The 13,670-nt window shown below is 44.8% G+C and carries 10 protein-coding genes and 2 pseudogenes (1 of these 12 only partly in view); 9 read left to right on the top strand and 3 right to left on the bottom strand.

Annotated features, from left to right (window positions below):
• Nucleotides 1–54 precede the first annotated feature (54 nt).
• The 3 genes from era to QE390_RS07420 all read left to right on the top strand — a co-directional run bounded on the left by era (nucleotide 55) and on the right by QE390_RS07420 (nucleotide 3,209).
• Entirely contained in the window at nucleotides 55–954 is a 900-nt protein-coding gene (gene era, locus QE390_RS07430; RefSeq protein WP_307141663.1) for a GTPase Era, read from the top strand.
• Nucleotides 955–1,133: 179 nt separating this feature from the next.
• A complete protein-coding gene (gene der, locus QE390_RS07425; protein ID WP_307141662.1) occupies nucleotides 1,134–2,441 on the top strand; it encodes a ribosome biogenesis GTPase Der in 1,308 nt (435 codons plus the stop codon).
• 171 nt (nucleotides 2,442–2,612) lie between these two features.
• On the top strand, nucleotides 2,613–3,209 hold the full coding sequence (locus QE390_RS07420) for a hypothetical protein (protein ID WP_307141661.1): 597 nt from the start codon (nucleotides 2,613–2,615) through the stop codon (nucleotides 3,207–3,209).
• Between the two features lie 94 nt (nucleotides 3,210–3,303).
• On the opposite strand, the gene guaB is transcribed toward QE390_RS07420, so the two are convergent.
• Complete coding sequence (guaB, locus tag QE390_RS07415; RefSeq protein ID WP_307141660.1) at nucleotides 3,304–4,773, bottom strand: IMP dehydrogenase; 1,470 nt, start codon at nucleotides 4,771–4,773, stop codon at nucleotides 3,304–3,306.
• Nucleotides 4,774–4,981: 208 nt separating this feature from the next.
• Between guaB and QE390_RS07410 the strand changes: the two genes are divergently transcribed.
• A complete protein-coding gene (locus QE390_RS07410; RefSeq protein WP_307141659.1) occupies nucleotides 4,982–5,797 on the top strand; it encodes a 3'-5' exonuclease in 816 nt (271 codons plus the stop codon).
• A 184-nt stretch (nucleotides 5,798–5,981) separates the two neighbouring features.
• Here QE390_RS07410 and QE390_RS07405 read toward each other — a convergent pair.
• A pseudogene (locus QE390_RS07405) lies at nucleotides 5,982–7,209 on the bottom strand (4-hydroxy-3-methylbut-2-enyl diphosphate reductase).
• Between the two features lie 398 nt (nucleotides 7,210–7,607).
• Between QE390_RS07405 and QE390_RS07395 the strand changes: the two are divergent.
• Nucleotides 7,608–8,541: pseudogene (locus QE390_RS07395) on the top strand (sugar phosphate isomerase/epimerase family protein).
• Nucleotides 8,542–8,599: 58 nt separating this feature from the next.
• Nucleotides 8,600–10,069, top strand: a complete 1,470-nt coding sequence (locus QE390_RS07390) for a Gfo/Idh/MocA family protein (protein ID WP_307141656.1) — start codon at nucleotides 8,600–8,602, stop codon at nucleotides 10,067–10,069.
• Between the two features lie 301 nt (nucleotides 10,070–10,370).
• Here QE390_RS07390 and QE390_RS07385 read toward each other — a convergent pair whose 3' ends face one another.
• Entirely contained in the window at nucleotides 10,371–10,805 is a 435-nt protein-coding gene (locus tag QE390_RS07385; RefSeq protein WP_307141655.1) for a hypothetical protein, read from the bottom strand.
• Nucleotides 10,806–11,135: 330 nt separating this feature from the next.
• Here QE390_RS07385 and QE390_RS07380 point away from each other — a divergent pair, with 330 nt between their 5' ends.
• From QE390_RS07380 to trpD, 3 genes are all read left to right on the top strand, one after another.
• A complete protein-coding gene (locus tag QE390_RS07380) occupies nucleotides 11,136–12,503 on the top strand; it encodes an anthranilate synthase component I family protein (RefSeq protein ID WP_373424558.1) in 1,368 nt (455 codons plus the stop codon).
• 83 nt (nucleotides 12,504–12,586) lie between these two features.
• Nucleotides 12,587–13,156: an aminodeoxychorismate/anthranilate synthase component II gene (locus QE390_RS07375; protein WP_307141653.1), complete on the top strand. Its 570-nt coding sequence runs from the start codon at nucleotides 12,587–12,589 to the stop codon at nucleotides 13,154–13,156.
• Nucleotides 13,157–13,208: 52 nt separating this feature from the next.
• Nucleotides 13,209–13,670, top strand: partial view of an anthranilate phosphoribosyltransferase gene (gene trpD, locus QE390_RS07370; protein ID WP_307141652.1) — the 5' portion only. Its footprint extends 525 nt past the window's final position; the window shows 462 of its 987 coding nt (coding positions 1–462); its start codon is at nucleotides 13,209–13,211; the stop codon falls past the right edge of the window.

Here is a 13,670-nt window from a genome sequence, read left to right as displayed (position 1 = left end):
TGATTTTCAGTGAAATAGCTAAAAAATATTTTTATAATTTTTTTGAATTACACGATGGATAATCATAAAACGGGATACGTCAGTATTGTTGGAAAGCCCAATGTGGGCAAATCAACGCTGATGAATGCCATGGTAGGCGAGCGGCTTTCAATCATTACTTCGAAGGCTCAAACCACCCGGCATCGGATCATGGGGATTGTGAATGGGGTGCAGGATGGTATCCCGTTTCAACTGGTTTATTCAGATACGCCGGGGATTATCAAGCCTCAGTATCAGTTACACCAGTCGATGATGAATTTCGTACGGGGTTCGCTGGAAGATGCCGATGTGATTTTGTTCGTAACGGATATTTTTGAAGCTTACGACGAGGATGATGTCATTGAAAAGCTAGCCCGAATTGATCATACACCGGTTATTCTATTGATCAATAAGGTAGACTTAGCTACTCAGGAGCAGGTTGAAGAAAAAATCGCTCACTGGCGGAACCGTTTCCCTACCCAAACGATTTTACCCATCTCTGCTTTGCATAAACTGGGTCTGGAAGAATTATTCAGCCTGATTGTCAAAGCTATACCTACACATCCGCCGTTTTTTGATAAGGATTCGCTGACGGATCGGCCCGAACGCTTTTTTGCGGCGGAGATCGTCCGGGAAAAAATATTTCTCAATTACAAAAAGGAAATCCCCTATAGCTCGGAAGTGGTCATTACTTCTTTCAAGGAAACCGATGACATCATTCGGATTCTGGCGGAGATTTATGTAGAACGCTCCAGCCAACGGGCTATTTTACTAGGCCATAAAGGAGCTTCCATCAAGAAAGTGGGAATTGAATCCCGTAAGGAAATGGAAGCCTTTTTTGGAAAACAAATTCACCTGGAAACCTACGTTCGCGTAGAATCCGACTGGCGGAGTAAAGCAAATAAGCTCCGGGAGTTCGGGTACATTCAAGAGTAATAGCTGTTTCGAAAGGACTCTCAACGCATGAATACGCCTCATACACAGGTGAAAGGCTCATTCATGGAGGGTAGTGATTGTATCGGTCGGAACGGATACTATTATTTATTTTTCAATGAAGCGGCCGAGAAACGGCTGGTCAAACCGATGCTGGCGGGTTTATGCCAGCGAAAATCATTATGTCAAATATTGTTGCTATTGTGGGGCGGCCTAACGTAGGTAAATCCACATTGTTTAACCGGATCATCGAGCAGAAAAAAGCCATTATGGACAACGTTTCGGGGGTTACCCGTGACCGTCACTATGGATATGCGGACTGGACTGGTAAATTTTTTACCGTGATTGATACGGGTGGTTACGTGGTTGGCTCCGAAGATATTTTTGAAGAAGCCATCCGCGAGCAGGTGCAGATTGCTATGGATGAAGCAACGGTTGTTATCTTCGTAGTAGACTGTATTGCAGGTCTGACGGGCCTGGATGAGGACTTTGCTAACGTGCTTCGTCGTTCTAAAAAGCCAGTAATTTTAGTGGCTAACAAGGCTGATACGACTGAGAAGATGCACGCTGCGGCTGAGTTTTATGCCTTAGGCTTAGGCGAGCCGTTCCCTATTTCCGCAGAAAACGGTAATAACACGGGTGATTTCCTAGATGCCGTAGTGTCTCATTTTGAAGACGAGGGTGTAGAAGATCCCGAAGCAGGTATTCCCCGGATTGCTATCCTGGGCCGTCCGAACGTTGGAAAATCTTCTTTCCTGAATGCTTTATTAGGTCGTGAGCGGAGTATCGTAACGGACATTGCCGGAACTACTCGCGATGCCATTCATACGCGTTACTCGCTGTATGGCAATGACTTTATCATTACCGATACCGCCGGAATGCGTCGGAAAGCTCGGGTAAATGATAACATTGAGTTTTATTCGACCCTGCGGTCGATGCGGGCTTTGGATGAATGTGATGTAGCCGTTATTATTCTGGACGCCGAACGTGGTCTGGAGGCTCAGGACATGAACATCATTGGGATGGCTCACCGGGCAAAAAAGGGTATTGTCATCATGGTGAATAAGTGGGATTTAATTCAGAAAGATTCCCGCACGGCTCCTGCTTTAGAGAAGGAGTTACGCCAACGAATGGCCCCCATCGATTATGCTCCGATCATCTTCACTTCGGTAACCGAAAAAACGCGGATTTTTAAAGTGGTAGAGAAGGTATCTGAGGTATACGAACAACGTCGTCGCCGAATTCCAACTTCGCAACTGAACGACTTGATTCTGCCGGAAATTGAAGCGTACCCACCCCCAGCAATTAACGGTAAATACGTGAAGATCAAATACCTGACACAGTTACCCACGCCAAGTCCAACGTTTGTATTATTCTGTAACTATCCTCAGTACATCAAAGAAAGCTACGAGCGTTACCTGGAAAACAAATTCCGGGCTCACTTTGGCTTTGACGGGGTGCCGTTAACGATGTTCTTCCGAAAGAAATAGTTATTGACTAAAGAGTAAAGAGACCGCTCCGAACGCGACATGGTGTTCGGAGTGGTCTCTTTTTGATTATGCTGATAAGGCTTAAGTTTATTTAACAAACGATCTATACGTTTTCTGTCTAAATTCCCCGGTTTTCACTATAAACTCACGGAGTATGATCCGTTTAAATGCATGAAAATTTTATCTACCTTCCTCTTAGTCATTGGATTATGTATGTGTTCTCCTGTGTTTGCTCAAGACACTCTTCGCCGTGAACTTGGTATTAGAACTAGCTCTCTTAACAGTTTCGGATTTATCTATAAGAAAAAAATCAAGGAAAACGTCTATCGTCGGCATCGGCTGGCCTTTGGAAGTTTAGGATTGAATTTCGCGGGAAATAATACTTCGGTTGGGTTCTCGGCGGGCGGAGCAACGGGGAAAGAAAAACGTCGGAGCATCAACGACAAATTGCAATTGATCTACGGAACAGAGTTAATAGCAGGAATAGGTTTGATTACCTTAACTTCAGGGTCCATTACGGTAGATAATGGCAATGGAACGGGATCAACTATTTATGAAGGCTCTAATCTGATCATCGTAACGCCTTCAGTAGGAATAGGGTTTGTTTTAGGAGCTCAATACAATTTTAATCCCCGATGGTATGTCAGTGGTGAATTAATCCCGTCCATTGAGGTGAGTGGTTCTTTTGGAAACGTAACGAGCATTTACCGATTCAACGCCGGATTTAATTCATCCAGTGTAGGACTTACGGGAGCGTATCGGTTCTAACCAGGCTATTTGATACTAAAAAAGGTCGCCTTTCAAGCGACCTTTTTTAGTATCAAATAGTAATCTAAGAACTAATAACCATCAACAAACAACCTTATTTCACGCTATAGTTAGGAGCTTCTTTCGAAATAACTACATCGTGGGGGTGGCTTTCGCGAACACCAGCAGCGGTAATTTTTACAAATTTCGCCTGTTGCATCGCTTCGATATTTTTAGCTCCGCAATAACCCATTCCGGCTTTCAGACCACCAACCATTTGGTACAGAATATCACCTACACGGCCTTTGTAAGAAATACGGCCTACGATACCTTCGGGAACCAGCTTTTTGATGTCGTCTTCGGCATCCTGGAAATAACGATCTTTTGATCCCTCTTCCATGGCTTCTACAGAACCCATACCCCGGTAACTCTTGAAACGACGTCCTTCAGCGATGATAATCTCACCTGGAGCTTCGTCCGTACCAGCCAGTAAGGAACCCATCATGATAGAGCTGGCTCCACCTGCAATGGCTTTTACAATATCACCCGAGTAACGAATACCGCCATCCGCAATGATAGGAACACCCGTACCCGCTACGGCTTTTGCTGCTTCATATACGGCAGAAAGCTGAGGCATACCTACCCCTGCAATGACCCGAGTTGTACAGATCGAACCCGGACCAACGCCTACTTTAACGGCATCTGCACCAGCATCGGCCAGAGCCTTGGCACCTTCACCCGTAGCCACGTTACCAACGATAACGTCCAGATTTGGGAAAGCGGCTTTTACTGATTTCAAAGCGTTGATAACTCCTAAGGAATGGCCGTGAGCGGTATCAATACTGATGACATCCACTCCTGCCTTTACCAGAGCAGCTACGCGATCCAGTAAATCAGGCGTAACACCAACGGCAGCTCCTACACGTAAACGACCGCGAGAATCTTTACAGGCGTTCGGGTGATTTTTCTTCTTGAGGATATCTTTATAGGTAATCAGACCGACCAGCTTCTGATTTTCATCCACGATGGGAAGTTTTTCAATGCGATATTCCTGTAAAACAGCCTCAGCAGCCTGAAGATCAATGCCTGCACGAGCCGTAATAAGTTTACCCTGCGTCATAATCTCCGTAACAGGCTGACTTAATTTCGTTTGAAAACGAATGTCACGGTTAGTCAGAATTCCGATCAGCTTGTTCGTAGCGTCAACGACGGGAATACCGCCGATTTTATTTTCCCGCATCAGACGATGAGCATCCGCCAGGGTATCGCCTTCTGTAAGAGTAATAGGATCGAGAATCATCCCTGATTCTGAACGTTTTACCTTACGAACTTCTTCCGCCTGACGGTCAATCGACATGTTCTTGTGAATCATGCCAATACCGCCTTCCTGAGCCATCGCAATAGCCATTTCGGATTCGGTAACCGTATCCATAGCTGCCGAGACCAGGGGCATGTTTAAGCGTATGTTTTTTGTCAGAAATGATTCGGTGCTAGTTTCGCGGGGGAGAACTTCCGAATAGGCAGGGAGCAGAAGCACATCATCGTAAGTAAGTGCTTCAAAGAGAAACTTGGAGGAGTCCAACATGGCAAATAACAGTGCTATTCTTATTTGCCGGACAAAGATACTCTTTTTTTATGAGGAACGAAAAACATTTATTGATTTAATATAAAGTTAATAAACGCTTGATTCTGAGTGTGAATGACTCCTGATGTTTTCGCTTTATCAAAAAGGCATTGAACCATTTCCGGGGAAATTGGTGTATTTTTGAATAATCAGTAAATAGAGGAACACCGTGCAACATAGTCTGAAACTCCGTAAGCCACTCGCTTTTTTTGATCTGGAAACTACCGGCATCAATTTAATTCGGGATCGTATCGTCGAAATATCCATTGCTAAAGCTATGCCTGACGGTTCGGTACAGGTACGGACGGAACGGATTAATCCTGAAATGCCTATTCCGCTGGAAACTAGCTTGATTCATGGTCTATATGATGAAGATGTAGCCGATAAACCTCCCTTTAAACAGTTAGCTAAGTCACTGGCTCAGTTTCTGGAAGGCTGTGATCTGGCGGGTTTTAACTCCAATCGTTTTGATGTTCCCATGCTGGTGGAAGAATTTCTTCGGGCGGGCATTGATTTTGACACCAAAAACCGTCGCCTGATTGATGCTCAGCGGATTTACCACATGATGGAACCGCGTAATCTTTCAGCTGCGTATAAATTTTATTGCGGAAAAAGCCTGAAAGATGCCCACTCTGCCGAAGCAGATACACTGGCTACGCTGGAGGTATTAGATGCAATGGTGAAGCGGTACGAAGGAGTTGAGATCGAAAAGAATAAAGAAGAAACCTGGGCTCCCATAAAAAATGATATGGATGCTCTGCATGAGTTAACGTCCGGTCAATTAGTTGATTTTGCCCAGCGGATGAAATATAACAATGACGGTGTCGTCGTCTTTAATTTTGGTAAACACACCGGTAAGCCCGTTCAGGAAATCTTCAAACGCGAACCAAGTTATTACGACTGGATGATGCAGGGTGATTTTACGCTGGATACTAAGCGAAAATTAACCGAAATAAAGCTGAAGAGCAGTGCCTTAATGAAATAAAAGCACAAAAAAACGAGCCGAATATTCGGCTCGTTTTTTGTTTATTCAGAAGGATATTACTTAAAAACGATCATTCTATATTAATTATCCTTCAGAAACGTTACCTGTAACCCTAAGTAAGGTTCTTCGCTACGCTCTGAAAGACAGGAAAGAATTATTAGTAGTTAACTATCGCCCTAAAAGCTTACACAAAGGCTTCCATGGTTTCGTCCAGAGGTTTCGATTCGGGGTAAAAGGATAAGAGGCGAATCAGAATATCTTCTACCACTTTATCCGGGCAGGAAGCACCGCACGTGAGCATGATCGTTACGGGTGAGGAGTCAGGCAGGTAATGTTCAGTTACTTTCTCCACTTTCTCGTGCAGGTCATAATGCCGGATTAAGTCACGATCCAGAATTTTAGCCGCATTTTCAATAAAGTAGGTCGGTAACTTTGCCTCGCACAACTCAACCAGGTGCGAAGTATTCGAGGAGTTATAACCTCCCGCTACTACGCACAAGTCCGCTGCTTGTTCCAGCAAACCATACGTTGCCGACTGGTTATCATTGGTAGCATAACAAAGGGTGTCCCGCGTATCAGCAAAATGGGCTGTAATGTCTGAACCTTCAGAAGCGTAGGTTTCAACCATTACCTGTTTCAGATAATCCGCGATAGCTTGGGTGTCAGAAGCCAGCATCGTTGTCTGGTTCACGACTCCAATGCGTTTTAAATCTTCCTCTACGCTAAAACCTTCGGAGTATTGACCTTTGAATTCTTCGTAGAATAACTCCGCCGACTTTTCTCCTTTCATATACGCCGCCAGTTTCTGAGCTTCCCTCATGTCTTTAACAATCACCGTAGGAGCGTTCTGACGGGCGTGAGAAAACGTAGCCCTTGTTTCTTCGTGAGGCGGGTTTTCCGTGGATCACAATCGTATAATCACTCTGGCCAATGGAAGAAGCCCGTTTCCAGACTTTTTCTACGAAAGGACAAGTAGTATCATACTGTTCAGTTTGGATTCCGATTGTGGATAACTTAGCCTGAATTTCAAGCGTCGTTCCAAAAGCCGGAATAATCACAATATCATCTGCCGTTAACTCTTCCCAGGGAATCAGTTGACGACCAGAGGTATCCATGATAAAACGAACGCCCTGATCGAGTAAATCCCGGTTTACTTCGGGATTATGGATCATTTCGCTCAGTAAGTATATCTTTTTGGAAGAATAGTCCTTAATAATCTGATAAGCCGTTTCTACCGCATTTTCTACCCCATAGCAGAAGCCAAAATGACGGGCAATAAGAAACCGTACCGGCCCAAAATCAAGCAGGGTCGGACTAAAATCCTTCTTCATTTTATCCTGCTTCCGGCGATATTCCTTGATCGCACCGATAACTGGACTCTTAAACGTATCGGGAATTTGAAACGATTTCATTTTCTTAAATTTCGTTGTCTTTTGAGGCAACGCATGAACGGTACTGCTCATTTCCTTAATAAAGAACAAGTTTATCAATAAACAGTTTTCGTAATTTGTATTTTCTTAGGGAAAAACTTTCCAAATACTATAAACTATGTATTGATTAGGTATAACAGGGGCGTCAAAAAACTGAAAATGAACTTATTATCCACTTTTTCGTCCTTCAAAAGTAACTATAAAAAGAATGGCTTACCACTTAAATATTCAGGAACTACAGAAGGGACACTATCCTGACGTTCTAGACGCATAGTGAAGAGCCGTAGGCCTTTTCCTTCGTTTCATCGTGAACGCATTATTTTTCAAAAAATCTTCTGTACTTTTCAACCCGAAAAGCGACAGCTCTAAACCTTATAAATATGCAACAGAACCGACGTTCCTTTCTGCGGAATCTGGGCCTGGCAGCTGCGGCTACCCTTCCGGCAGCTGACCTTTGGGGCGGGAACCCTGGGGCAAAAGCCTTTCTTCGAAATTTCGCTAGCCGAGTGGTCTTTACACCGAGCTCTGCGATCCAAAAAAATAGACAATCTTGACTTTCCGGCCCTTGCCAAAAAAGAATTTGGTATTAGCGTAGTGGAATACGTGAACCAGTTTTTCAAGGACAAAGCGGAAGATTCTGCTTACCTCAAGGATTTGCTACAACGCTGTAAAGACAACGGCGTAAAGAACCATTTAATAATGATTGATGGGGAAGGCGAAATCGGTAATAAGGATGCCGCCAAGCGGAAACAAGCCGTTGAGAATCACTACAAATGGGTGGAAGCAGCGAAATTCCTGGGTTGCAAAACCATTCGCGTGAATGCAGCAGGTGAGGGTTCGGCGGAGGAAGTCAAGAAAAGTGCGACGGACGGCTTACACTCACTGAGCGAATTTGCGGCTAAAACGGGTATAAACGTTATCGTAGAAAATCACGGCGGTTATTCCTCTAACGGGCAATGGCTGAGTGAGGTAATAAAAGGCGTAGGTCTAAAAAACTGCGGAACCTTGCCCGATTTCGGAAATTTCTGTATCAAGCGTAAGGCGGGTAGTTACCACGAGTGCGAAGACGAGTATGACCGCTACAAAGGCACGCAGGAGTTACTACCTTATGCAAAAGGAATTTCTGCCAAAACCTTCGATTTCGATGCGAAAGGCAACTGCGTAGAAACCGACTATGACCGCATGATGGGAATTGTGAAAAAATCGGGTTTCAAAGGAATCATCGGTATTGAATACGAAGGCGATACGCTCGGTGAATACGAAGGAATTAAGAAAACGAAGCAGTTACTGGAACGCTACGCTTCTCAGGCATAACACTTAACTTTTTACATTTCAATATACCGTTAGAGTCACTCAGACTTCTAATCCTACTATGAAAGAACAATCCCCCTCTCGCCGCGAGTTTATCAAGAAGGGAGCCCTTTCGGCCGCGGCCTTTTACATCGTTCCTCGCCACGTATTAGGTAAAGGGTTTACCGCCCCTTCAGATAAGCTGAATTTGGCGGCTATCGGAGCTGGTGGCAAAGGTGCTAGTGACATCTGGAATGCCTATAATAACGGAGCTGAAAACGTAGTTGCTCTTTGCGACGTAGACTGGAAGGTAGCTGACGCGTCCGTAAAGCGTTTCCCTAATGCCAAGCGTTACCAGAATTACAAGGAAATGCTGGATAAGGAAGGCAAGAATATTGATGCAATAACCATCTCAACCCCCGACCATACGCACGCCGTAATCGCAATGGCTGCTATGCAGGCGGGTAAGCACGTATACGTTCAGAAGCCGCTTTCGCACGACATCTACGAAGCCCGTATGATGACTGAAGCGGCTCGTAAGTATAAAATTGTATCCCAGATGGGTAACCAGGGAGCTTCCAGTGTGGGTAGCTGGCAGATGGTAAACTGGTTCAATGCGGGGCTGATTGGAACAGTAGACGAAGTACACATCTGGACAAACCGTCCCGTTTGGCCTCAGGGTATTCCGGTGCCAACGGGTCAGAAAGATATTCCCGATGGCATCGCCTGGGATCAATTTATTGGTCCTTCAGATTGGGTAGATTACACGCCTGCCTATCACCCCTTCAAATGGCGGGGTTGGTGGAATTTCGGTACTGGAGCTTTGGGTGACATGGGTTGCCACCTGATTGACCCTGCGTTCCGGGTATTAGGCCTGGGGTATCCAACGGAAGTAGAATGTTCAGTGGGTTCGGTATTTATTAAGGACTGGACGCCCGAGTACATTCCTGAAGGATGTCCTCCATCAAGCTCGGTTCAAATCAAATTCCCGGCTACGAAGAAGAATAAGTCAGCCGTGACTATGAACTGGTCAGATGGTGGTATTCGTGCCTTCCACCCGGATCTGATTCCTGCCGACGAGCCCCTGGGCGATCCCGACAGCTCAAACGGGGTAATCCTGATTGGTTCAAAAGGTATTATGACCTGCGGAACTTATGGAAATGCCCCCAAATTGTTCTTCGAGAAGAAAAAAGTGAGCGAACAGGATCTGGCTAAGTATAAATGGACCGAAACGGAACTTCAAAAAATGCCAGAAAGCGGTCACCAGACGGCTTGGGTACGGGCATGTAAAGAAGGCTTCGGATCAGAAACTCACAAAAAATTAACGTCATCGTTCGATTATGCTGGACCATTAACGGAAACCGTATTAATGGGTAACCTGGCGATTCGTAGCTATAACATTCGTAAGCCTAATGCCGAGGGTAAGGGCTTTGCGTATCCGGGTCGTAAAAAACTACTTTGGGATGGTAACGCGATGCGGATCACCAACTTCGAAGACGCGAACCAGTTCGTTAAACGCGAATACCGCAAAGGCTGGACGCTGGGCTCATAGTTAATTTCGAATGAGCGAATGAATAGAATGAGTGAATAGGTGATTTTATACCTGTTCACTCATTTTTAGTTTTGAATGAGTGAAGCGTTTAACTACTAACACCTCTCTTCTGTCATTCAGAGCGTAGCGAAGAACCTTACTTAGGATTTAAGGTAACGTCTTTGAATGAAAGTCAATGAGCCTTTTCTAAGTCTGGTCTAGGCCTACGGAAAGGCTATCGCTACGTTCGAGATGAGAGCTGAAGTAATAAAAAGATGATGTCATTCGATCATTCATGCCCTCGGTCATTCAAAATTTAAAATCATTGTACTGGCGTTCCGTTTTGGAAAGTAATTTCGGCGGCCAGGCCTACGGAAGAAAAGCGGATGGCTACGGAAGCCGCTTCTGATTTTTTAGTGATGTCTTCGCAATGCGGCCCGGCTTCCAGGAAGTACACGTAATATTCCTGATTGCGGTCAGCAATTTGGTTAATATCGGGTCGGCCAAAAATATCCACGAAATCATTTGATGAAGTACCTTTCAGATTTTGCCGGATTTTCTTGAAATCGGCGAGTAACGTTTTCCGTTCACCTTTGCATCCACCTTTGTCTGCCTTCCATTTTTCTATCGGAAATCCCTGTAAATCGGGTTTATGCGTACACGAGGCGATGGTTAAAGTAAGAAAAAGTAATGTGCCGAAGGGCTTGATATTCTTGGATATAAAGAGAAGCGAAGCAGTCATTAGTCTTGTTTTCATGAATCAAAATTCCGTTTGCTGGCGTGAAAAACAAAAAAAAAGGTAACACTTTAGCCAAACTCTGAAATTGTTTTTAAGTTTGCCGAAATTAATCAGATCAGAATATGAACGTTTCATTCGCAAAAGCATGGTGGTGGCAACTGGGATTCCTCGGTTGAACAGCCTCTTTTTGCGTCAGATAAGCGATAACTATAGCATTAACGACAACGCCCGCTGTTCAACCGAACAGGGGGCGTTGTCGTTTTAACTCATTTCATTTGGACTTATAAGACCAGAACAAACGTGAAAAATTACCCGATTACCACTCATTCCCGGCGATTACTAGCCGATATGTTAACGCCAGTGAGTGCTTACCAACGCTTACGCCGCCAGTTTCCGAATACTGTTTTACTGGAAAGTGCCGATTACCACGCCATGCAAAATAGTTTGAGTTTCATTGGCTGTGATCCCGTGGCAAGTTTTATTCTGGATGAAGACGTCGTTACTCAAAAGTTTCCCGATGGCATAACCGAGCAGTTTAAGCTGGAAAACCGAAAAGACGCTGTAGATACGCTACGGGCTTTTGCGGCTAGTTTCACGGAAAGTAACTCGGGTTACCCTTTCCCAACGAATGGGTTATTTGGTCACATGACGTATGATTCGGTTGAGTATTTTGAAGACATCGAAATTCAACCCAAAAGCGAAGAATCAGCCATTCCGCAGATTGTTTATTATGTCTATCGCTACGTAATCGTTTTCAACCATTTCAAAAACGAAGTATTTCTGTTTGAACATCAGTACGGAGATACCAAAAACAAGAATACCGAAGGCCTGAGCCAACTGGAATTTCTGATTCAAACGCCTAAATCGTCTTCCAATACATTTAAGCTAAGCGGCGAAGAAGTAACCAATCGCACCGATGAGGAAATGCGGGAAGTAATAAATAAATGCATCAGTCACTGTCTGCGGGGAGATGTATTCCAAATTGTGCCTTCGCGTCGTTTTTCCCGCGAGTTCACTGGGGATGATTTTCAGGTTTACCGGGCACTGCGTTCCATTAACCCTTCTCCTTACTTATTTTACTTTGATTTCGGCAGCTATCATATCTTTGGTTCTTCTCCTGAAAAGCAGATTTTTATTAAAAATGGTCAGGCCGAAATTCACCCTATTGCTGGAACCTTCCGTCGAACGGGTGACGATGAACGTGACGCCGAGCTGGCACGCGAGTTACTGGCCGATCCTAAAGAGTCTGCCGAGCACGTCATGTTGGTCGATTTAGCCCGCAATGATTTAAGCCGAAGCAGTGATGAGGTAAAAGTAGAGACGTTCAAAGAAGTCCAATATTATAGTCACGTCATTCACCTGGTCTCAAAAGTGGTGGGTAAAATGACAGCCGGAACAAATCCCTTGCAGTTAGTTGCGGATACATTCCCTGCCGGAACGCTCTCGGGTGCTCCCAAGCACAACGCCATGACGTTGATTAATCGCTACGAAACGACGAACCGCAGCATATACGGCGGTGCCATTGGCCATTTGAGTTTCAACGGTGATTTTAACCACGCCATCGCGATCCGTACCTTCCTGAGCAAGCATAACACGCTTTTTTATCAGGCGGGCATGGGTGTGGTTGCTAAATCAAACGTGGAAAGTGAATTACAGGAAATTCACAGCAAACTAGCTGCTTTACGCAAAGCCATGGAAATGGCCGAAGAAATCTAATCAGTTGTGAGTTTTCGATTGATAGTTTTCAGGAAATGAGATTCATCAACGAACAACTAATAACCAACAACTAAAGCAAAAAGATGCCTTACAAAATATTAGTACTCGATAACTACGATTCCTTTGTTTATAATCTGGTCTATCTATTAAAGGAACTGGGCCATGAAGTAGATGTATTTCGGAATGATAAAATTTCGTTGGAAGAAGTCGCCAAATACGATAAAATATTACTCTCACCCGGCCCCGGTATTCCCGAAGAAGCGGGTATTATGCTAGACCTTATTAAGGAATACGCTCCGACTAAATCCATTTTCGGTGTTTGTCTCGGTCATCAGGCCATCGGCGAAGCGTTTGGTGCCAAGTTGCATAACATGGGCGATGTTCTACACGGCGTAACTACGACTTGTATTATAAAGGATGAAACGGAGAAGCTTTTCCAGGGCTTGCCCGAGTCCATTGAGGTGTGCCGCTATCACTCCTGGACGGTAATTCCTGAAACCATGCCCGAGGAGCTCAAAGTAACGGCTGTGGATGAAAAGGGATTTGTACTAGCGGAAGCTCACACAAAGTATGATGTTCGGGGCGTGCAGTTTCACCCGGAAGCTTACTTGACCGAATACGGCAAGGAAATGTTAATAAACTGGCTGAAGTAATAAGGTTGAGATTACCGAATACAAACCCAGGCCAAAACCTCCATTATTACGCATGAAAGAATTACTCTGCCAGTTATTAGCCAGCCAAACGTTAACTACCGAGCAGGCCTATCAGGCTCTGCTCTCCATTGGTCAAGGCGAAGTTAATCCATCCCAGACCGCCGCTTTCCTGACGGCTTATGCCATGAAAGGCCTGACGGTTGAAGAAGTAAACGGTTTTCGTCAGGCCATGCTTGAATTATGCGTTTCCGTCGATTTTACCGAATTCGATCCCATGGATGTATGCGGAACGGGAGGGGATGGCAAGAATACCTTTAATATATCAACAACTTCGGCCTTTGTTATTGCGGGAGCGGGTCAAACAGTAGCTAAACACGGAAACCACGGGGTTTCATCCTCGGTCGGTTCATCCACGGTAATCGAAAAACTGGGCTACGAATTTACCAATGATTACGACCGTCTGCGACGACAGTTAGAGAAAGCTGGAATTTGTTACCTGCATGCTCCGCTGTTT

The organism is Siphonobacter sp. SORGH_AS_1065 (assembly GCF_030818595.1).
In the GTDB taxonomy this organism is placed as follows: domain Bacteria; phylum Bacteroidota; class Bacteroidia; order Cytophagales; family Spirosomataceae; genus Siphonobacter.
The sequence above is the reverse complement of the archived record's forward strand: the minus strand, read 5'-3'. Positions and strand labels throughout refer to the sequence as shown.

Bases quoted from the DNA above. Each gene is read 5' to 3' on its own strand.
- era (WP_307141663.1), top strand. From the start codon at position 55: ATGGATAATCATAAAACGGGATACGTCAGTATTGTTGGAAAGCCCAAT.
- der (WP_307141662.1), top strand. From the start codon at position 1,134: ATGTCAAATATTGTTGCTATTGTGGGGCGGCCTAACGTAGGTAAATCC.
- QE390_RS07420 (WP_307141661.1), top strand. From the start codon at position 2,613: ATGAAAATTTTATCTACCTTCCTCTTAGTCATTGGATTATGTATGTGT.
- guaB (WP_307141660.1), bottom strand. From the start codon at position 4,773: ATGTTGGACTCCTCCAAGTTTCTCTTTGAAGCACTTACTTACGATGAT.
- QE390_RS07390 (WP_307141656.1), top strand. From the start codon at position 8,600: ATGAAAGAACAATCCCCCTCTCGCCGCGAGTTTATCAAGAAGGGAGCC.
- QE390_RS07385 (WP_307141655.1), bottom strand. From the start codon at position 10,805: ATGAAAACAAGACTAATGACTGCTTCGCTTCTCTTTATATCCAAGAAT.
- QE390_RS07380 (WP_373424558.1), top strand. From the start codon at position 11,136: ATGTTAACGCCAGTGAGTGCTTACCAACGCTTACGCCGCCAGTTTCCG.
- QE390_RS07375 (WP_307141653.1), top strand. From the start codon at position 12,587: ATGCCTTACAAAATATTAGTACTCGATAACTACGATTCCTTTGTTTAT.